At 66.3% G+C, this 19,992-nt stretch carries 21 protein-coding genes; 13 read left to right on the top strand and 8 right to left on the bottom strand.

Annotated features, from left to right (window positions below; all coding sequences use genetic code 11):
* Position 1: 1 nt before the first annotated feature.
* Genes G6N55_RS12455 through G6N55_RS12445 form a run of 3 tightly spaced genes read right to left on the bottom strand, consistent with a single transcriptional unit; the run spans position 2 to position 2,778 of the window.
* Complete coding sequence (locus G6N55_RS12455; RefSeq protein ID WP_085224563.1) at positions 2-931, bottom strand: class I SAM-dependent methyltransferase; 930 nt, start codon at positions 929-931, stop codon at positions 2-4.
* Between the two features lie 2 nt (positions 932-933).
* Positions 934-1,857, bottom strand: a complete 924-nt coding sequence (locus tag G6N55_RS12450) for a class I SAM-dependent methyltransferase (protein ID WP_085224561.1) — start codon at positions 1,855-1,857, stop codon at positions 934-936.
* A 9-nt stretch (positions 1,858-1,866) separates the two neighbouring features.
* On the bottom strand, positions 1,867-2,778 hold the full coding sequence (locus G6N55_RS12445) for a class I SAM-dependent methyltransferase (RefSeq protein ID WP_085224559.1): 912 nt from the start codon (positions 2,776-2,778) through the stop codon (positions 1,867-1,869).
* Between the two features lie 255 nt (positions 2,779-3,033).
* Between G6N55_RS12445 and secY the strand changes: the two genes are divergently transcribed.
* From secY to G6N55_RS12395, 10 genes are all read left to right on the top strand, one after another.
* A complete protein-coding gene (gene secY / locus G6N55_RS12440) occupies positions 3,034-4,359 on the top strand; it encodes a preprotein translocase subunit SecY (RefSeq protein ID WP_085224557.1) in 1,326 nt (441 codons plus the stop codon).
* On the top strand, positions 4,356-4,901 hold the full coding sequence (locus G6N55_RS12435) for an adenylate kinase (RefSeq protein WP_085224555.1): 546 nt from the start codon (positions 4,356-4,358) through the stop codon (positions 4,899-4,901). The genes secY and G6N55_RS12435 overlap by 4 nt, the downstream gene beginning before the upstream one ends.
* A 2-nt stretch (positions 4,902-4,903) precedes the next feature.
* A complete protein-coding gene (map, locus tag G6N55_RS12430) occupies positions 4,904-5,704 on the top strand; it encodes a type I methionyl aminopeptidase (protein ID WP_085224553.1) in 801 nt (266 codons plus the stop codon).
* A 52-nt stretch (positions 5,705-5,756) separates the two neighbouring features.
* Positions 5,757-6,290, top strand: a complete 534-nt coding sequence (locus tag G6N55_RS12425) for a sigma-70 family RNA polymerase sigma factor (protein WP_085224551.1) — start codon at positions 5,757-5,759, stop codon at positions 6,288-6,290.
* A gap of 58 nt (positions 6,291-6,348) precedes the next feature.
* On the top strand, positions 6,349-7,119 hold the full coding sequence (locus G6N55_RS12420) for an anti-sigma factor family protein (protein ID WP_085224548.1): 771 nt from the start codon (positions 6,349-6,351) through the stop codon (positions 7,117-7,119).
* A gap of 74 nt (positions 7,120-7,193) precedes the next feature.
* On the top strand, positions 7,194-8,936 hold the full coding sequence (locus G6N55_RS12415; RefSeq protein ID WP_085224546.1) for a thiamine pyrophosphate-binding protein: 1,743 nt from the start codon (positions 7,194-7,196) through the stop codon (positions 8,934-8,936).
* Entirely contained in the window at positions 8,917-9,564 is a 648-nt protein-coding gene (locus G6N55_RS12410) for an SRPBCC family protein (RefSeq protein ID WP_085224544.1), read from the top strand. Before G6N55_RS12415 ends, G6N55_RS12410 begins: the two co-directional genes overlap by 20 nt.
* Positions 9,565-9,570: 6 nt before the next feature.
* The gene (locus G6N55_RS12405; RefSeq protein WP_085224542.1) at positions 9,571-10,590 is read left to right on the top strand and encodes a 3-oxoacyl-ACP synthase III family protein; all 1,020 of its coding nucleotides are present in this window, start codon (positions 9,571-9,573) and stop codon (positions 10,588-10,590) included.
* A complete protein-coding gene (locus G6N55_RS12400) occupies positions 10,590-11,627 on the top strand; it encodes a pyridoxal phosphate-dependent aminotransferase (protein WP_085224540.1) in 1,038 nt (345 codons plus the stop codon). Before G6N55_RS12405 ends, G6N55_RS12400 begins: the two co-directional genes overlap by 1 nt.
* A 58-nt stretch (positions 11,628-11,685) precedes the next feature.
* On the top strand, positions 11,686-12,186 hold the full coding sequence (locus tag G6N55_RS12395; RefSeq protein ID WP_085224538.1) for a MarR family transcriptional regulator: 501 nt from the start codon (positions 11,686-11,688) through the stop codon (positions 12,184-12,186).
* Here the strand turns inward: G6N55_RS12395 and G6N55_RS12390 are convergent.
* Genes G6N55_RS12390 through G6N55_RS12375 form a run of 4 tightly spaced genes read right to left on the bottom strand, consistent with a single transcriptional unit; the run spans position 12,183 to position 16,168 of the window.
* Positions 12,183-12,551 carry a SpoIIAA family protein gene (locus G6N55_RS12390; RefSeq protein ID WP_085224632.1) on the bottom strand — a complete coding sequence of 123 codons (369 nt, stop codon included), beginning with the start codon at positions 12,549-12,551 and terminating at the stop codon, positions 12,183-12,185. The genes G6N55_RS12395 and G6N55_RS12390 overlap by 4 nt on opposite strands.
* Before the next feature lie 39 nt (positions 12,552-12,590).
* On the bottom strand, positions 12,591-13,472 hold the full coding sequence (gene mmsB, locus G6N55_RS12385) for a 3-hydroxyisobutyrate dehydrogenase (protein ID WP_085224536.1): 882 nt from the start codon (positions 13,470-13,472) through the stop codon (positions 12,591-12,593).
* Positions 13,473-13,482: 10 nt separating this feature from the next.
* Positions 13,483-14,643: an acyl-CoA dehydrogenase family protein gene (locus G6N55_RS12380; protein WP_085224534.1), complete on the bottom strand. Its 1,161-nt coding sequence runs from the start codon at positions 14,641-14,643 to the stop codon at positions 13,483-13,485.
* Between the two features lie 4 nt (positions 14,644-14,647).
* Positions 14,648-16,168, bottom strand: coding sequence for a CoA-acylating methylmalonate-semialdehyde dehydrogenase (locus G6N55_RS12375; RefSeq protein WP_085224532.1), 1,521 nt, complete (start codon positions 16,166-16,168; stop codon positions 14,648-14,650).
* 121 nt (positions 16,169-16,289) lie between these two features.
* On the opposite strand from G6N55_RS12375, the gene G6N55_RS12370 reads away from it, so the two are divergent.
* Complete coding sequence (locus G6N55_RS12370; RefSeq protein ID WP_085224530.1) at positions 16,290-17,705, top strand: NAD(P)-binding protein; 1,416 nt, start codon at positions 16,290-16,292, stop codon at positions 17,703-17,705.
* A gap of 199 nt (positions 17,706-17,904) precedes the next feature.
* Here the strand turns inward: G6N55_RS12370 and G6N55_RS12365 are convergent, their stop codons facing one another.
* Positions 17,905-18,579: a CDP-alcohol phosphatidyltransferase family protein gene (locus G6N55_RS12365; protein WP_085224528.1), complete on the bottom strand. Its 675-nt coding sequence runs from the start codon at positions 18,577-18,579 to the stop codon at positions 17,905-17,907.
* Positions 18,580-18,742: 163 nt separating this feature from the next.
* On the opposite strand from G6N55_RS12365, the gene G6N55_RS12360 reads away from it, so the two are divergent.
* Both G6N55_RS12360 and G6N55_RS12355 read left to right on the top strand, forming a co-directional pair.
* Complete coding sequence (locus G6N55_RS12360; RefSeq protein WP_232078989.1) at positions 18,743-19,285, top strand: RNA polymerase sigma factor; 543 nt, start codon at positions 18,743-18,745, stop codon at positions 19,283-19,285.
* The gene (locus G6N55_RS12355; protein WP_085224524.1) at positions 19,282-19,983 is read left to right on the top strand and encodes a Rieske (2Fe-2S) protein; all 702 of its coding nucleotides are present in this window, start codon (positions 19,282-19,284) and stop codon (positions 19,981-19,983) included. Before G6N55_RS12360 ends, G6N55_RS12355 begins: the two co-directional genes overlap by 4 nt.
* Positions 19,984-19,992 lie beyond the last annotated feature (9 nt).

Raw genomic sequence — 19,992 nt, 5'->3', positions numbered from 1 at the left:
GCTACTGCAGGACGGCGACCACCGAAATGTGGTTCTCCAGTGCCTTGAGGCCTTCGCCCGGTGGCACGGGCAGCCCGGCCTTGGCGAACTGATCGGCGCGGGTGCGCGCCGTAATGTGCCAGCCGGCCGCGCTCAGGTAATCCGCGGCCGGGGTGCGTTCACCGTGATAGACGAGCGCCGACACGTCGGTGTCGAAGCCGAATTGCCCCCAGCGCCTGGCCATCGCCTTGGCGCGCTTCTCGAGCAGGGGCATGCCGTCGCGGTGGTATTCGGTCGCCAGCCGGCTGCCCGGTGCGCTGAGCGTGGTGATGGCGTCGAACAACCGGTCCTGCGCCTCCGGGGGCAGGTACATCAGCAGGCCCTCGGCGCTCCACGCCGCGGGCTTTGTCTCGTCAAAACCGGCTTGGCGCAACGCGTTTAGCCAATCATCGCGCAGGTCGACGGCAACCGTCCGGCGCTGTGCGGTGGGCTCGGCGCCCAAGTTCGACAACGCGGTGGTCTTGAAGTCGATGACCGCCGGCTGGTCGACCTCGTACACGACGGTGCCCGTGGGCCAATCCAACCGGTAGGCACGCGAGTCCAGGCCCGCCGCAAGGATCACGACCTGCCGGATGCCGGCGGCGGTCGCGTCGGTGAAGAAGTCGTCGAAATACCGGGTGCGCACGGCCATCATGTTGACCATCCGCTGCAGGTTGAACTCCTCGTCGGGGTCCGCGTCGGGGTCGAGGCCGCCGGTCTCATCGGTGATTTCGCCGTCAAGCACTTTGATGAAGAAGTCCGCACCCACCGCGCGAACCAACGGATCGGCGAATGGATCGTCGATCAGGGCGCCCGCTTGCTTGCCGGCAAGAGCGCGGCAGGCGGCGACCCAGGTCGCGGTTGCCCCCACGCTCGAGGCCAGGTCCCAGGTGTCTTGGTCGGTACGCGTCATGCTCAGCCTCCTAAGGTCGCCGATAGGTATTTGATGTCGCCGAAGGCGACCATGGACGGTTCGGTGGGGAACTCAAATCCGTTGTGCGCGTACATCTCCGGGGTGCTGCGCACCGTCGTCTGCCAGCCTCGTTCGCCAAGGTAAGACGCCACGTCGTTGCGCTCACCGGTGTAGACCAGTTCGGACCAGTTGAGATCCAGCCCCATCCGGCGCCAGCGTTCGCTCATCTCGCGGCCCCGCTTTTCGACGCGGTCGCGCATGTCCGGGACGTAGCCGGTGCCGATGCGGCTGCCGGGAGCCGACAGCGCGGTGATGTTGTCGAACAGGCGATCCTGGGCGTCCGGCGGTAGGTACCCGAGCAGTCCTTCGGCGATCCAGGCCGTCGGCTGGGTCGAGTCGAATCCGTTGCCGCGCAACGCGCCTACCCAGTCGTCACGCAGGTCGATCGCGACCGTCCGGCGATCGACGGTCGGGGTCGCGCCGAGATCGGCCAGGGTGCGGGTCTTGAACTCGATCACCTGCGGCTGGTCGATCTCGTAGAGCACGGTGCCGTCCGGCCATGGCAACCGGTAGGCACGGGTGTCCAGCCCGGACGCGAGAATGACGCCCTGGCGCACGCCGGCCTCGGCGGCCTCCAGAAAGAAGGCGTCGAAGTAGCGGGTGCGTACCGCCATGCCTTCGCTGAGCCGCTGCGGGGTGAAGGCGGGATCGTCCTCGGACACCTCGACCTGGCCGTTCATCATCCGGATGAAGGCGTCGACGCCGACGGCGTTGACCAGCGGCTCGGCGAAGGGATCGTCGATCAGCGGGTTCGGTCCCTTGGACGCCATCGCCCGGCGGGCCGCCACCGCGGTGGCGGTGGCTCCCACGCTGGACGCCAAATCCCAACTGTCGCCGTCAAATCGCTTGCTGTCGGTGTTCGTCATGCGGCGCTCCTAACGAAGAGTTGCGGTAACAGAGACGATGTTGCGAAGTTGGGACAGCGCCTCGCTGTCGTGGAAGTCGCGGCCGTAGTCGGCGAACAGTTCGCGACGCGGCCGCGAGCTCACCTGCCAGCCATGGCCGCTCAGATACTCGACGACGTCACTGCGCTCGCCGTCGAAGAACAATCCCGACAGGTCGATGTCGCAGCCCAGATTGAGCCACCGCTGGTTGAATTCCTGAGCCCGCTCCGACATCGTCGTCTCGGACGGCGGATGAAACTCGGTCGCCAGCACGCTTGAAGGCGCGGACAGCGAGGTGATGTTGTCGAACAGCCGGTCCTGCGCCTCCGGCGGCAGATACATCAGCAACCCCTCGGCGCTCCACGACGTCGGCTGGGTCACGTCAAACCCGCTGCTGCGCAGGGCCGCCGGCCAGTCGTCGCGAAGATCGATGCTGACGGTGCGCCGCTCGGCGGACGGTGCCGCGCCCAGGCTCGACATCGCGGTGGTCTTGAACTCGATGACTTGGGGCTGATCGACCTCGTAGACCACGCTGCCCTTCGGCCAGGACAGCCGGTAGGCGCGCGCGTCGAGGCCGGCGGCCAGAATCACCGCCTGGCGGATCCCGTCGCGCGCGGCGTTGAGGAAGAAATCGTCGAAGAAGCGAGTGCGCACCGCGATCGAGTCGGTCTCGACCTGCAGGTCGCCCAGGCCGCCCTCGGGTGTTTCGGCGGCGGTCAGCTCGCCGTCGACCACCCGGGTGAAGAAATCCAGCCCGACCGCTCGCACCAACGGCCCCGCGAAGGGGTCGTTGATGATCGGGTTGTCCTCATTGCTGGCCACCGCGCGGGCCGCGGCGACCATCGTGGCCGTCGCGCCGACGCTGGAGGCCAGATCCCAACTGTCTTGGTCGGTGCGTGTCATGGTGCTCCTCAATCGTCGACAGCCAGCTTTGATACTTAGCAAATGCAACGAGCTGACAAAACTCTACGCCTCGAGGCTGTCCGCTTCCTGAATTTTTTGAGCCCATTTGGCACGGCTCCATGACGCCCTTTTGAGGATCCGGTCCGACCAGCTGTTAGTCTCGTACACGATTCGACGCGTGACGCCGTACGTCCTGGCCTGCGGGTGTTGAGCGCGCGTAACGCAGGATAACCCCGGCCGCGCAGGAGGATAGAAGTGCTTTCGGCTTTCATCTCGTCGCTGCGAACAGTCGACTTGAGACGGAAGATCCTCTTCACGCTTGGCATTGTCGTGCTGTATCGCGTGGGTGCGGCGCTGCCGTCGCCCGGCGTCAACTTTCCGAACGTCCAGCAGTGCATCAAAGAGGCCAGCGGTGGTGAAGCGGGACAGATTTACTCGCTGATCAACCTGTTCTCCGGCGGTGCGCTGCTCAAGCTAACCGTGTTCGCGGTGGGCGTAATGCCCTACATCACCGCCAGCATCATCGTGCAGCTGCTCACCGTGGTGATTCCACGCTTCGAGGAATTGCGTAAGGAAGGCCAGTCCGGCCAGGCCAAGATGACGCAGTACACGCGCTATCTGGCGATCGCCCTGGCGATTCTGCAGGCCACCAGCATCGTGGCGCTGGCGGCCAACGGAGGTCTGCTGCAGGGCTGCTCGCTGGACATCATCGCCGACCAGAGCATCTTCACCCTGGTCGTCATCGTGCTGGTGATGACGAGCGGCGCGGCGCTGGTGATGTGGATGGGCGAGCTGATCACCGAGCGCGGCATCGGCAATGGCATGTCGCTGCTGATCTTCGTCGGCATCGCCGCCCGCATACCGTCGGAAGGCAAGACGATCCTGGACAGCCGCGGCGGCATGATCTTCACCGCCGTTCTGCTCGCCGCGCTGCTCATCATCGTCGGCGTGGTGTTCGTCGAGCAGGGCCAGCGCCGTATCCCGGTGCAGTACGCCAAGCGCATGGTGGGCCGGCGCATGTACGGCGGGACCTCGACGTATCTGCCGCTCAAGGTGAACCAGGCCGGTGTTATCCCGGTCATCTTCGCGTCGTCGCTGATCTACATTCCGCACCTGATCACCCAGTTGATCCGCAGTGGCAGCGGAGGCGTGGGCAACAGCTGGTGGGACAAGTTCGTCGGCACGTACCTGTCCGACCCGAGCGATCCGGTCTACATCGGCATCTACTTCGGGCTCATCATCTTCTTCACGTACTTCTATGTGTCGATCACGTTCAACCCCGACGAGCGCGCTGACGAAATGAAGAAGTTCGGCGGCTTCATCCCCGGTATCCGGCCGGGCAAGCCCACCGCCGACTATTTGCGCTTCGTGCTGAGCCGGATCACACTGCCGGGCTCGATCTACCTCGGTGCGATCGCAGTGCTGCCCAACCTGTTCCTGCAGATCGGAAACGCGGGGGCGGTGCAGAACCTGCCATTCGGTGGTACGGCGGTTCTGATCATGATTGGCGTCGGGTTGGATACGGTCAAACAGATCGAGAGTCAGCTGATGCAGCGCAACTACGAAGGGTTCCTCAAGTGAGAGTCGTTTTGCTGGGGCCACCGGGGGCGGGTAAAGGTACACAGTCGGAGAAACTCAGCGAAAAGCTCGGGATCCCGCAGATCTCCACCGGGGATCTGTTCCGGAGCAACATCGGGCAGGGCACCAAGCTGGGCCTGGAGGCCAAGCGCTACCTGGATGCCGGCGACCTGGTGCCCTCCGAGCTGACCAACCAGCTCGTCGACGACCGGCTGAACGACCCGGACACGGCCGGCGGCTTCATTTTGGACGGCTACCCCCGCTCGATCGAACAGGCCAAGGCGCTGCACGAAATGCTGGGACGCCGGGGCACCGACATCGACGCGGTCCTGGAATTCCGGGTGTCGGAGGACGAACTGTTGCAACGGCTGAAGGGCCGCGGCCGCGCCGACGACACCGAGGACGTCATCCTCAACCGATTCAAGGTCTATCGCGACGAAACCGCTCCGCTGCTGGAGTACTACCACGACCAATTGAAGACCGTCGACGCGATCGGATCGTTGGACGAGGTATTCGCCCGCGCGCTGCGAGCGCTGGGCAAGTAACGATGCGCGCGCTGGCGCGGCTGCGCAGTCGCAAGGTAGTGCCGCAGCGCAGCGCCGGCGAACTCGACGCGATGGCCGCGGCAGGTGCCGTGGTTGCCGCCGCGCTGCAGGCGGTGCACGCGGCCGCGGTCGCCGGGGTTTCCACGCTGAGTCTGGACCAAATCGCCGAGTCGGCGATCCGGGAGGCGGGGGCGACGCCGTCGTTCCTGGGCTATCACGGCTACCCGGCGTCGATCTGCGCGTCGGTGAACGACCGGGTGGTGCACGGCATCCCCTCCGCGGCGGAAATACTGGCCCCCGGTGACCTGGTGTCCATCGACTGCGGCGCGATTCTGCAGGGCTGGCACGGCGACGCGGCGATCACGTTCGGCGTCGGGGCGCTCGACCCCAGCGACGAAGCACTGTCCGTGGCGACCCGAGAGTCGCTGGAAGCCGGAATCGCGGCAATGATCCCCGGTAACCGGTTGACCGACGTCGCGCACGCCATCGAGATGGGGACGCGTGCCGCCGAGGTTCGCCACGGCCGCGCGTTCGGCATCGTGGAGGGCTACGGCGGCCACGGCATCGGCCGGCAGATGCACATGGACCCGTTCCTGCCCAACGAGGGATCCCCGGGCCGCGGACCGCTGCTGGCCCCCGGTTCGGTGCTGGCCATCGAGCCGATGCTGACGCTTGGAACAGGCAAAACGCGGGTGCTCGACGACGACTGGACGGTCACCACGACCGACGGATCGCGTGCGGCGCACTGGGAGCACACCGTGGCGGTCACTGACGACGGGCCCCGCATTCTCACCTTGAGCTGAACCTCGAACCAAACACCTACTCCACTCGTGTCAATTGGCAGGAGGTGATCGAGTGGCCCGGGGCGCTGGTACCGCGGCGGCAGAAGCTGCGTTGATGAAGGCGCTCTACGACGAGCACGCTGCCGTGCTGTGGCGTTACGCGCTGCGGCTGACCGGCGACGCCGCCCATGCCGAGGACGTCGTTCAGGAAACGCTGCTGCGAGCCTGGCAACATCCGGAGGTCGTCGGCGACACCGAGCGGTCGGCGCGTGCCTGGTTGTTCACCGTTGCCCGGAACATGATCATCGACGATCGGCGCAGCGCCCGGTATCGCAACGTGGTCGGCTCGCTCGACGAAGACGGAGCGCCCGAGCAGGCCACGCCCGACGAGGTCAACGCCGCCCTGGACCGGCTGTTGATCGCCGATGCGATGACGCAACTGTCCGCGGAACACCGCGCCGTCATCGAACGTTCGTACTACCGCGGCTGGACCACCGCGCAGATTGCTGGAGACCTTGACATTGCCGAAGGAACCGTGAAGTCGCGACTACACTATGCCGTGCGGGCTTTGCGGCTCACTCTGCAGGAACTCGGAGTTACTCGATGACAGCCCAACCACCAATCCGTGTGGTCATCGGCTCCGAATGCTTGAAGGGTGACAGGAGATGGATGAAATGAAGACGCCGATCCGAGGTGTAGGCCCGCCCGGCGACAACGAGGTCTTTGGTTTGATCATGGGTGACAATCACCGCTACGCGATGTGGGATGCCGCATACGTGCTGGGGTCGCTGTCGTCGGTCGACCGCCGGGAATTCGAAGGGCACATGGTCCACTGCGCGGCGTGCCGGGAGGCCGTCGCTGAGCTCAGTGGCGTGCCGGCCCTGCTTTCGCAGCTTGATAGTGAAGAAGCCGCCGCGATCGCGCAGTCCGGCGGCATCCCACCGGTTACCCCGGAGCCCTCGCCCGAGCTGCTGCCGTCGTTGCTGGCGAAGGTGGCCTGGCGCCGCCGCCGCACCCGGGCGATCACCTGGGTGGCCTCGTCGGCTGCGGCCGCGGTGCTGGCGGTCGGCGTGTTCGTCGGCGTCCAGGGTCACACCACGCCGGCGGCGCCTGTCCAGTCGGTGGCCGCGTCGTCGGAGATGGCGCAAGTGGGCACCAACCTGCTGACGTCGACGGTGCAGATTTCCAGCCAGCACTGGGGGACGGCCATCAACTTGAAGTGCGTCTGCCTGGCTCCGCCGTACGCGCACCATGACACGCTGGCGATGGTTGTGGTCGGTCGTGACGGCAGCCAGACCCGGTTGGCGACCTGGGTGGCCGAACCCGGCCACACCGCGACGCCCGCCGCGAGCATCTCGACACCGATCGAACAGATCGCCGCCGTGCAAGTGGTGGCCGCCGATAGTGGGCAGGTTTTGTTGCAGCGCTCGCTGTAGAACCCGTCAGGTGAACCGGCGGCTCACCTGACTCGTGCCTTAGGCATCGTCTCAATCGAACTTTAGGTGAGCAGATGCCTCGGAAGCACCGCGTTGTCGACCACATCGTCGAAAGTCTGGCCTCGGTCGGCGTCGACCACATCTTCGGTGTGGACGGCGCCAACATCGAAGACCTTTACGACGCCGCACATTTCCGGTCCGACATCACCGGCGTCCTGGCCAAGCACGAGTTCTCCGCCGCAACGATGGCCGACGGATACAGCCGCAGCGGCGGCGGGCTCGGTGTGGTGGCCGCGACGTCGGGTGGCGGCGCGCTGAATCTTGTAGCGGGCCTTGGGGAGTCGCTGACGAGCCGGGTTCCGGTGCTGGCGCTGGTCGGCCAGGCACCGACGACGATGGATGGCCGCGGCAGCTTTCAGGACACCAGCGGCAACAACGGATCGCTGAACGCCGAAGCGGTTTTCTCCACGGTGTCGGTGTTCTGCGAGCGGGTGCTGCGGCCGGCCGATATCGGTGCGGCAATGTCGCGGGCCATCGCCGCGGCGCGCACCGGGGGACCGGCAGTGCTGTTGCTGCCCAAGGACATTCAGCAGGCCTTCGTCTACGCCGATCGATCCCGCGGTATCGCTAACGACCCGCGGCCGATCGGAAACCCGCAGCCGATCATTCCGGTGCTGCGCAATGTCGACGGACCGATCACCATCATCGCCGGCGAGCAGGTGGCTCGTGACAACGCCCGTGCCGAGCTCGAGGAGCTGCGCGCACTGTTGCGGGCCCGGGTGGCCACCGTGCCGGACGCCAAAGATGCCTCCGGCACACCGGGATTCGGGTCGTCGTCCGCGCTGGGGGTAACCGGCGTGATGGGCCACCCGGGTGTCGCCGAAGCGGTGGCCGCCAGCGCCGTGTGCCTTGTGGTCGGTACCCGACTGTCGGTCACGGCCCGCGCCGGGCTCGACGACGCCCTGTCGGCGGTGCGCACCGTCTCGATCGGCTCTGCGCGGCCTTATGTTCCGTGCACGCACGTACACACCGACGACCTGCGTAGCTCGCTGCGGATGCTGACTAATGCCCTGTCCGGCAGCGGGCGTCCGACGGGCGTGCGGGTGCCCGATGCGGTGTCTCGCTCCGAATTGAAGCCCCCGTCATGGGTTGGCGAGGGCCTACGCTACCGCGACGCGATGGCCGTGCTCGACCGCGTCCTGCCCGACCGCGCCGACATCGTGGTCGACGCGGGCAACACCGGCGCGTCGGCGGTGCATTACCTGCCGGCCCGGCGGGGCGGCAGATTCACGGTCGCACTGGGCATGGGCGGCATGGGCTATAGCTTCGGGGCCGGCATCGGAATGGCTTTCGGGCGGGCCAATAGCGGACGGCCGCCCGGGCGCACCGTGGTGATCGCCGGTGACGGAGCGTTTTTCATGCACGGCATGGAAGTTCACACCGCGGTGCAATACCGGTTGCCGGTGACCTTCGTGTTGTTCAACAACAATGCGCACGCGATGTGTGTGACTCGCGAGCAGCTGTTCTACGACAACCTCTACAGCTACAACCGATTTCGGCCCAGCCAGCTCGGCGCCGGGCTGGCGGCCATGTTTCCGGGCCTGACGTCGATCGACGTCAGCGACGCAGCAGGACTCGCCGCGGCGATGGGCACCGCGCTCGGCATCGACGGCCCGGCGGTGGTCAGCGTGGAGTGCGCCGCCGACGAGATCCCGCCCTTCGCGCCATTCCTGACCGCGGCGAAGACCGAAACCATTGCTATCGACGAGATTCCGACTGTTAAGGAGAAATGCCCCAATGTCGCTGCCAGCGCTTGAAGATATTCCCGACCTTATCGATGGGGTCACTCGCATCGAAACCAGTCCTAGGGAGCAGGCCACTCCGATCATCATGGACATGATGCGATCGGTATACCCGCACGATCAGGTGTTCGGGGATTACTGCACCGTCAACGATTACGTCGACTGCCCGCCGGACGAGCTTTTCGAGTACCTGTCCGACACCCGCAGCCTCGAAGAGTGGACATACAGTCTGCGCGGTTTCACCCCGACCGACGAGCCCGGCTTGTGGCTGGCCTACGACAGGCTCGGCTCGGAGACCGAGATCTATACGCGCACCGTCGCCAACGAGCAGGCTCGCACCGTCGACTACCACTGCGCGTGGGATCAGGGCAAGCACCTGTGGATGATCTATCTGATGCGGGTCATCGACGCGCAGGTGGTTCTCGACAAGCCGGGTTCGGTTGTGCTGTGGACGAATTGCCATCACCCGTTCTACGACCACAACCCGTATCCGGAGACCGCGCCGGCGCAGCGCCCGGTGTGGGTCGGCGACTTCTGGGACATGTTCGGCGCCGGCCACCTGCTGGAAATGAAGAACCTCAAGGCAATCGCCGAGTACCGCCACCGCAATGGCCTACCGGTGACCCCCGAATGGATGAGATGAGCAACCATGGGTAAACCAAACGTCAGCCTGATCGACGTCTCCACCTATCTTCCCGGCGAGCCGATCCCCGCCGAGTACTACGCGCAGTTCGCCGAGTCCGACGAGCTCCGTGAGAACGTCATGTTCCGGGCTCCGAAGTTTCGCCATCACGTTGCGCGGGACGAGAGTTCCATCGACATGATCGAGCGCGCGGTGCAAGGACTGATCGAGCGGCACGGCCACGACGTCGTCGAAGGCGTCGACGTGCTGATCACCCACACTCAGGTACCCGACATGGCGTTCTACGGGCAAGGTGGCGGCATCGCGCACCGGCTTGGTCTGCGACCGTCGTGGGTGCTCGACCTGAACAACGGTGGATGTGCGGCATTTGTGTTGGCGCTCAACGTGGCCCGCAAACTGCTGTCGTCCGGCGAAGGCCAGACCGCGCTGATCGCGATCGCGCAGAACGCGGCCGGCCAATTCTTCGACCAGCCGACGATTCGCCGCAAGGCACAGTCCGCGGTGCCCGGTGACGGCGCCGCGGTCGGATTGGTCGCCGTGAGCGACAAGTCGCCCATTCTGGATGTCGAGTGCCGCACCTTCGGTGAATACGCCGGGGAGATGACGCTCTCCTTCGATCCGCCGCGCAAGTGGTGGGAGGCGGGGCCCGGCGAGGGCAGCATCGGCTTCACCGAAAGCAAGATCACCAAGGTGCTGGCCCGCGGCAACCGGCAGGTTCCCGAGGTGGCGTACGCGGTATGCGACCGAATCGGATTGTCCACCAAGGATATCGATCTGATGGTCACCAACCAGCCCAACCGCGCGTTTCTGCGCAACTGGCGCGACGCGCTGGAGTTGCCGCCCGAACGTCACCGGGACACCTTTGAGGAATGCGGCAACCTGTTCGGTGCCGGGATCCCGGTCAATCTGGATCGTGCGATCTCCGACGGTCAGCTCAAGGCCGGCGACGTGGTGCTGATGGCGGGCTTCGCCCACGCCGGCGACTTCGCCGGTGCGGCGGCGGTGCGCTGGGGCGGGCGAGACTGATGCAACCCGTCGCAAGTTCTGCCATCGCCGAGATCGATGACTCCGTCCCGGATGCAATTGATCCACTGGCCTTGTCGCTCAACGAGAATCCGTTCCCGCCGCTGCCCGCGGTCCGGTCGGTGTTGATCAAGTCCATCGATGCGGCCAACCGGTATCCGGAATTCCTGCCCGAGCGGCTGCGCAACCTGATAGCGGGTCGCATCGGGGTCGGTTCGGAGCAGGTGGTGCTGGGCGCCGGCGCGACGGGAGTGGTGCTGCAGACCCTGCAGGCGCTGACCATTGCGGGCGACACGATGGTCACGTCGACGCCCACCTTCGACGGTTACCCGATCATCGCGCAGATGGCGCGGCTGAACTTGGTGACGGTGCCGCTGGACAAGGGTGGTCATAATGACCTCGACCGGCTGGCCGACGCGGCCGCGAACGCGCGCGTCGTCGTGGTGTGCCGGCCGCACAACCCCACCGGGACGCTGGAGCCGACGTCGCACCTGTTCCGGTTCCTGCGCCGCGTGCGCAGCGAAACCATCGTCCTGCTCGACGAGGCGTACATCGAATTCACCGCACCCGAACACCGGGTCGAGGTTTCGGCACTGGCGCGGCGATTCCCCAATGTCGTGGTGGTGCGGACGTTTTCCAAGGCTTACGGGCTGGCCGGGCTGCGGATCGGCTATGGGGTGGCGGCACCCGAGCTGGCGGCGACGATGTGGTCACACCAGCTGCCGTTCGGCATCGCGATGACCAGCCTGCCCGCGGTCACGGCGTCCTACAACGCTGAAGACGAACTGCTGCAACGGATCCGGATGATCACCTCCGAGCGGCGGTATCTGCGGATGCGCCTGTCCGCGCTGGGGATATACACCACCGACGCGCACGCGAACTTCATGTACCTGCCGTCGAAGAGTGCGCAGGGCCGGCCGTGGAGTGAGGTGTTCGCCGACAGCGGGCTTCGGGTGCGCTGCTACCCGGACGGCGGCGCGCGGATCACCGTGGGCAGCCGCGCATCCACCCTGGCGGTGTTGTCCGCGGTCGGCAAGTAAGCACCGGCTGAATCGCGCCAGTTGACCCGCTTTTGCCGCAAGTGCGGTAAGAAAAGGCGTGGCCCCCGATAAGAAGCGCGACCCGATCGCCGCGGCACGCACCAACTGGGAGCGTGCGGGCTGGGGGGATGTCTCGCAGGGCATGGTCGCGGTGACCTCGGTGATGCGTGCGCATCAGATCCTGCTGGCCCGTGTCGAGACGGCGCTACGGCCCTATGACCTGAGCTTCTCACGCTACGAATTGCTGCGGTTGCTCGCGTTCAGCCGGACCGGGGCGTTGCCCATCACCAAGGCGTCCGACCGGCTACAGGTGCACGTCACCAGCGTCACGCACGCGATCCGCCGGCTGGAGTCCGACGGGCTGGTTCAGCGGGTCCCGCACCCCACCGATGGCCGCACGACACTGGTGCAGATCACCGAGCTTGGCCGGTCGACGGTGGAGGACGCCACCGTCACGCTCAACGAGCAGGTGTTCGCCGATATCGGCATGGAAACCGCCGAGTCGCAGGCGCTGGTGTCCTCGATTGAAACGTTGCGCCGCAACGCCGGTGACTTCTAACCGGCGGCCCACCGTGTGGCGCGGTCGAGTTCGTCGAGCCCGAACACGGCGAGCTCGCCGGGGACCATCCATGCCAGCGCGTGCAGGGTATGGCGGACCCATTCCTTGTCGGACACGACCGCGATTCGCTTGAACGCCGAATGATGCTTGAATACGGAGCCCAGACCCAACTTCAGATCCTCGACCAACCCGCCGGGTCCGAAGCCCTGGTAATCGGACGCGATGACCTCCACGATCCTGATCTCGCCGCCCTGCACGAGCCCTTCCATGGCGGGCTTGACGGTGCGCAGATCTTCGGCGTTCAACCGGCCCGATACCCGGATGCCGGTAACTCCCGCCGGCATGTCATCCAGTATTTCGATCATCGAATACTCCTTCGGAGACAACCGCATTGCGGAAGGTCGTCAGCCGCGCAGCATTTCTATGACGGCGCTGAAGTCCTTGTCGGCATGGTCGGCTGCGAACTTCGCGTAGATCTCGGCGGCATGTGTGCCCAGCGGCGCGGCCGAACCGGTCGACGTCACCGCGTCCATCGCCAACCCGAGGTCCTTGTTCATCAGCGCCGTAGCGAAGCCGGGTTTGAAATCGTTGTTGGCCGGCGATGTCGGAACCGGGCCCGGCACCGGGCAATTGGTGTGCACCGCCCAGCAGTTGCCGGTCGCGCCGGTGATCACGTCGAACAGCGACTGCGCCGACAGCCCGAGCTTCTCGGCCAGTACGAAGGCCTCGCCGACCGCGATCTGCTGCACCGCCAGCACCATGTTGTTGCATACCTTGGCGGCCTGTCCCGCCCCGGCGGCACCGCAGTGAATAACCTTGCCCGCCATGGGTTCCAGCACCGGCCGTGCCCGTTGCACCGCGGACTCGTCGCCCCCGACCATGAATGCCAGCGTCCCGGCGACGGCGCCCTTGACCCCACCGGAGACCGGTGCGTCCAGCTGTGCAACCCCGTGCGCCTGGGCCTGCGAGTGCACCTCGCGGGCGTCGGTCACCGAGATCGTGGAGCTGTCGATGAACAGCGCACCTTCGCGCGCGACCGGCAGCACCTCGGCGTAGCAGCGTTTGACGATGTCCCCGTTGGGCAGCATCGTGATCACCACGTCGGCCCCGGCCACCGCATCGGCGGCGCTGTCGAACACCTCGACGCCGCCTTCGGTCGCGGCCGCGGCCGCCGCGGGCACCGGGTCGAACCCGCGCACCGCATGGCCCGCGCCCAGCAGGTTCGCCGACATCGGCGCGCCCATGTTCCCCAGCCCTAAGAAGGCGATCTTCAAAGGCTCTGTCATTGCTGCCTTTCTAAGCGGTAGCGCGAAATCGGCCGGCCTCCGCGCGGCCGATGACCACCCGCATGATTTCGTTGGTGCCCTCGAGGATTCGGTGCACCCGGAGATCGCGGACGATTTTTTCCAGACCATACTCGCGCAGATAGCCGTAGCCCCCATGGAGTTGCAGCGCCTTGTCCGCGACGTCGAAGCAGGTGTCGGTGACATAGCGTTTGGCCATCGCGCACAGCTCGACCTTGTTGGGATCGCCGGTGTCCAACGCACTTGCCGCCCGCCACAACATCATTCGCGAGGTCTCCAGCCCCGTCGCCATGTCGGCCAGGGTGAAGCGAATGGTGGGCTCGTCGAGCAGTGCGGAGCCGAACGCCTCCCGATCCCGCACATAGGCCCCCGCCTTGTCGAAGGCCGACTGCGCACCGCCGAGCGAACACGCCGCGATGTTGAGCCGGCCGCCGTTGAGGCCGTTCATCGCGATGCCGAACCCGGCGCCCTCGCCGTCGGCGCCGCCGAGCATGGCGTCGGCGGGGATCCGCACTCCCTCCAGGATCACCTGTGCGGTCGGTTGGGCGTGCCAGCCCATCTTCTCCTCGGGCGAACCGAAACTCATTCCCGGCGTGCCCTTTTCGATGATGAAGGCCGAAATGCCGCGCGGTCCCTCGCCGCCGGTGCGGGCCATCACCACGTACACGTCCGAAGCGCCCGCCCCGGAGATGAACTGCTTGACGCCGTCGAGCACGTAGTCGCCGCCCTGCTTGACCGCACGGGTGCTCAACGCGCTGGCATCGGATCCCGCGCCCGGCTCGGTGAGGCAGTAGCTGGCGATGACATCCATCGGCGCCAACCGCGGAATCCATTCCTTGCGTTGTTCGTCGGTGCCGAAGCTGTCGATCATCCACGCGCACATGTTGTGGATGGACAGGAACGCGGCGGTTGTGGGGTCGGCGATGGCCAACTGCTCGAAGATCCGCACCCCGTCGAGGCGGCGCAGCCCGCTGCCGCCGACGTCATCGCGGCAGTAGATCGCCGCCATGCCGAGCTCGGCGGCCTCGCGCAACACGTCGGTCGGGAAGTGTTGAGCTGCTTCCCATTCCAGGGCGTACGGCGCAATGCGCTTGGCGGCGAAGGCGGCCGCCGTCTCGGTGATGACCCGCTCGTCGTCGTTCAGGGCGAACATGGCACTAATCCATTGTCGGGATGACGAATTCGGCGCCATCCTTGATGCCGGACGGCCACCGTGATGTCACGGTCTTGGTCTTGGTGTAGAACTGGATCGACTGCGGACCGTGCTGGTTGAGGTCGCCGAAGCCGGAGCGCTTCCAGCCGCCGAAGGTATGGTAGGCCACCGGCACCGGGATGGGCACGTTGACACCGACCATGCCCACCTCCACACGTGACACGAAATCGCGCGCGGCGTCGCCGTCACGGGTGAAGATCGCGACACCGTTGCCGTATTCGTGCTCGGACGGCAGCCGCAACGCCTCCTCGTAGTCGTGGGCCCGCACGATGCACAGCACCGGCCCGAAGATCTCGTCGGTGTAGATGGACATGTCGGTGGTGACGTGGTCGAACAGGGTCGGCCCGATGAAGAAGCCGCCTTCGAGGTTGGCGTCGCCGAAGGTCAGGTCGTCGCTGCGCCGGTCGCGCCCGTCGATCACGATTTCGGCGCCGGCTTCCACACCCTGATCGATGTAGTTGCGCACCCGGGCGACGGCGGCCTCGGTGACCAGCGGGCCGTAGTCGGCCTTGGGGTCCAGGCTGTGGCCGACCCGCAGCTGGTTGACCCGCTCAACCAGCCTGGCGCGCAACCGATCCGCGGTCTGCTCGCCGACGGGCACCGCGACGCTGATCGCCATGCAGCGCTCGCCGGCGCTGCCGTATCCGGCACCGATCAGCGCGTCGACGGCCTGGTCGAGGTCGGCGTCGGGCATCACGATCATGTGGTTCTTGGCGCCGCCGAAGCACTGCGACCGCTTGTCGTTGGCCGCGGCCGTCGAGTAGATGTAGTGCGCGATGTCGGAGCTGCCGACGAAGCCGACCGCCTTGATGTTCCGGTGGTGCAGGATCGCGTCGACGGCTTCCTTGTCGCCATGGACCACCTGGAACGCCCCCGGCGGCAGGCCGGCCTCGAGGAACAGTTCGGCCAGGCGCACCGGCACCGACGGGTCGCGTTCACTTGGCTTGAGCACGAATGCGTTTCCACAGGCCAGCGCGGGTCCGGCTTTCCACAACGGGATCATCGCCGGGAAGTTGAACGGGGTGATGCCCGCGACCACGCCCAGCGGCTGGCGCAGCGAGTAGACGTCGATGCCGGGGCCGGCGCCCTCGCTGTAGTCGCCCTTGAGCAGGTGCGGGATCCCGATGCAGAACTCGATCACCTCGATGCCGCGCTGGATGTCGCCGCGCGCGTCGGGAACCGTCTTGCCGTGCTCGATAGACAGCAGCTCGGCCAGCTCATCGGTGTTCTTGTTGACCAGCTCGATGAACTTCATCATCACCCGCGCGCGTCGCTGCGGATTCGTTGCGGCCCAGCCCTTTTGGGCCTCAACTGCGGAGGCGACCGCGGCATCGATGTCGGCCGCCGACGCCAACGGGACTTTTGCCTGCACCTCGCCGGTGCTGGGGTTGAAGACGTCGGCGGTGCGGGTGGACTGGCCGGCGACGCGCTTCCCGTCGATGAAGTGCGGGATCTGTGTGGTCATGGGGTGCCCTTGGGTGTCGTTCGCGTGAGTGAGCGGATACTTGCATATCCTAGTAACCGGGTTCTGGCCTTGGCAAGGCGGGTTACCAGCCGCGGTCGTGCGGGCTAGCGTTGAGCCCGGTATGCACACGATTGAGGCCGATTACCTGGTCGTCGGCGCGGGCGCCATGGGGATGGCGTTCCTGGACACGCTGGTCTCTGAGACGGACGCCAGCGTCGTGGTGGTGGACCGTAACGACGCGCCCGGCGGGCATTGGACGGCCGCGTACCCGTTCGTCCGGCTGCATCAGCCGTCGGTGTTCTACGGTGTCAACTCGCTTCGGCTCGGCCGCGACAGCATCGATCAGGCCGGCTGGAACAAAGGGCTTTACGAGTTGGCGACGGCCGGAGAAGTCTGCGCCTATTACGACCACGTCATGCGCCAGCGGCTGGTGCCGACCGAGCGGGTCCGCTATTTCCCGATGAGCGAATACCGCGGCGCGGGCCGCTTCGTTACGCTGGCCGGCGCCGAATACACCGTTGACGTGGCCCGCCGGATCGTCGACGCCACCTACATGCGGGTGATGGTGCCCGCGATGCGCCCGCCGTCGTATCGCGTCGCGCCGGGTATCGACTGCGTGCCACCCAACGATCTGCCGGGGCGCGGCGCGCACGAGCGCTATGTGGTCGTCGGGGCCGGCAAGACCGGCATCGACACCTGCCTGTGGCTGCTCGGCCATGGCGTCGCACCGGACCGGCTGACCTGGATCATGCCCCGCGACTCCTGGCTCCTGGATCGCGCGATGATGCAGCCCGGGGAGACCTTCGCCGACCGGATCAAAGCCGGTTTCATCGCGCAGCTGCGTGCGATCCGGGACGCCACGTCGCCCGATGATCTGTTCGCCCGCCTCGAGGACGCCGGCACCCTGCTGCGGATAGACGCGGCGGTGCCGCCCACGATGTATCGCTGCGCGACCGTGACCCAGGCCGAACTGGGCCAGCTGCGCCGCATCGGCGATGTGGTGCGCAAGGGCCACCTGCTGGCCATCGAGAACGACAAGATGATCCTCGAGGGCGGTGACGTGGCGATGGACGGGCGCGCGCTCTATATCGACTGCACCGCCGACGGTGCCGAAAAGCGGCCGGCCACTGCGATTTTCGAGCCGGGCCGCATCACGCTGCAAAGCGTGCGCGGCTGCCAGCAGATTTTCAGCGCCTCGCTGATCGCCCATGTGGAGGCGGCTTATCCGGACGACGCCACCAGAAACGAGTTGTGCGTGCCGTTGCCGCATCCCGATACCGATCTGGACTGGTTACGCATCGCGCTGGCCGACTATGCCAATCAACTGCGCTGGTTCGACGACCCCGACCTGACGGCCTGGCTGTCGGGCTCGCGCCTGGATCTCTTCGGTCATCTGGTGGGGCAGTTGCTGCCGCCGGCCTCGGCCAAGCCGCGGGTGCGTGAGCGGATCCTGGGCGTGGCGAAGACGGTGCTGTCCGCCACCGCCTCGAAGCTCGACGAACTCGTCGTCGCTTCGCTCGCCGCGCAAGGCGACTAGGTGGTACTCGGGAGTTCGGGGATCGGCGCCGCGGCAACGTGGTGATCACCCCAAGGGCAAAGAACGCCAACATATTCAGGCCGGCAAGCCCGCGGACGGCGAGCATCTGCCGAGCGGGATACGGGGCAGCAGGCGCCATGCGCGATCGCGTCGTAGCGTCGGCGAGGTCAAGATGATCGTATTTACCTTGTGGCGCCGGTTAATTGGTGGTTGACGAGGTTGCCGTTGGCATCGAGTTTGAAGAGCGGGTGGATTTGCTCTGTGGGCGAAGTACGTCGCCGGCGTCCCGCTTTGGCGGGAGCAGGGGTCTCGCCGATCGCCAGTATGCGATCGAATAGTCGAGCAGTGAGAGCACGGTGACGAGCAACGCCACGCCGACCACAACGGAGTTCAGCGTGCGCCAGCACAGGGCCGGCGCTGGGCCGACGGCATACGAGGTCGTCAGCGTCACCAGGCAGATGCCCTGAGCGATGCCCTTCAGTTTGCCGCTGCGCCTCGTTCCTCCGTCGTGGCCCGACCGGCGCAGCGAGAGTTGCCGTATCGCCGAGACCGCGGCGTCGCGCCCGATCATCACCACCAGCACGGGCGCGGGAAGGACGCCGACCGCGAGCAGGGTCACTGCCTCGGTTGTCCGCACCACATGGTCGACCGTGCTGTCCATCATCGCCCCGACGGGTGTCGTCACCCCCAGCCGGCGAGCGAGGTAGCCGTCGAGAAGGTCGCTGGCCTCCACGAGCAGACCGAGCGCGACCATCGCCCATCGCGCGCGGCCGTCCGGGACATACGAGCACAAGAAAAATGCGATCGCGAACGGCAGCCGAGCCATCGTCACGCCGAACACCAGCCTGTGCGCTGCCGTGGCGGAAATGTTCACCTAGGCCTCCCGGCGTCGGGCGGTTGACCAAGCACGATAGGCCCACCGGCGGCTTCGCGCAGGAGTAAGACGCTTTTGCTAGACGATGCATAGAAAACGGCTTGCTTGCCAGATCCCGACCCCCGGTGTAACCCGAGAAGATATTGATCGGGTGAGGAGGCACGTGACCCCACACCACGAACCCGCGGGCCCGCGTCCCCTGCGCGCGGTGCCCAACGACGGCTATACCGACTGGGAAGCCGTGTACCAGGACAACGCGGACTGGGTGTACCGCACGCTGTTCGCCCGGGTTGGCAACCGGGCGGACGCCGAGGACCTCACCGCCGAGGTGTTCCTCGCCGCGCTGCGGCCGCTGCGGCTGACCGCGAGCGTCGGTGAGGTGCGCGCATACCTGCGTGCCACGGCGCGAACGGTGCTTGCCGCGCACTGGCGCGAGACGCTGGGCCGCGAGATAACCTCGATCGAGGAGGACATCGAGCAACCACCCGATAGCCAGGAGGCGATCAGCACCGCACCGGCGCGCGTCGCCCAGGTTCTCGAGAATTTGCCCGACCGCTATCGCCAGATCCTGGAATTACGCTTCCTGCAAAAGAATTCGATCAAGGAGTCAGCCGCGGAACTCGGAATCAGCGTTGCCAACGCCAAGGTGCTTCAACATCGTGCGCTGCGGCTGGCGGCACAGGTCAACGATGGGGGCCAGTCATGAACGCGCGAGGGTTGCGTCGCTATGTCGACGATCTGCTGCGGGGCCGCCGGCCAAAACCGTTTGCGCCCGATGACTTTGAGGCTGCTCAGATCCGTACGGCGATCGAGCTGCGCGCTGCCGGGCAGGGTGACGCCGCCCCGCGCCAGGAATTTCTCACCGATCTGCACCGCCGTCTCGCCGAACAAATGGCCGGCGCACCGCCCGCGCAACCCACACCCAAGCAGAACACCACGCGCCGCCAGGTGATCGTCGGCACGTCCGCCGCGGCGGCCGCCGCGGTCACCGCGGTTTCCATCGATCGCGCCGTGACCGGAGGCATCACCGAAGGCCCCGCGGTCGCAGGACAACTCACGCCCAATGACGGGACCTGGCAGCGTGTCGCGGCGAGTTCGGATGTGCCGGACGGCCGCATGCATGCGTTCGACCTCGGGTCGGTCAGCGGATTCGTTCGCCGCGTCGATGGCAAAGTCGAGGCGGTATCCGGGGTGTGCACGCATCAGGGGTGCAAGTTGTGGTTCGACGCGCCCGACGACAGGTTACGCTGCCCCTGCCACTCGACGTCGTTCTCACCCGCGGGGGAAGTGCTCACCCATCAACTACCGATCGCCCCAAAGCCGCTGTCTACATTGATGATTCGTGAGGTCAACGGCGTCGTCGAGGTGCTTGCACCACCCCCGTACCCCGAACGGCCGGCCTAACCGGTGTAA

Origin of the sequence: Mycobacterium florentinum (assembly GCF_010730355.1) — a bacterium.
GTDB classification, from domain to species: Bacteria; Actinomycetota; Actinomycetes; order Mycobacteriales; family Mycobacteriaceae; genus Mycobacterium; species Mycobacterium florentinum.
The sequence above is the reverse complement of the archived record's forward strand: the minus strand, read 5'-3'. Positions and strand labels throughout refer to the sequence as shown.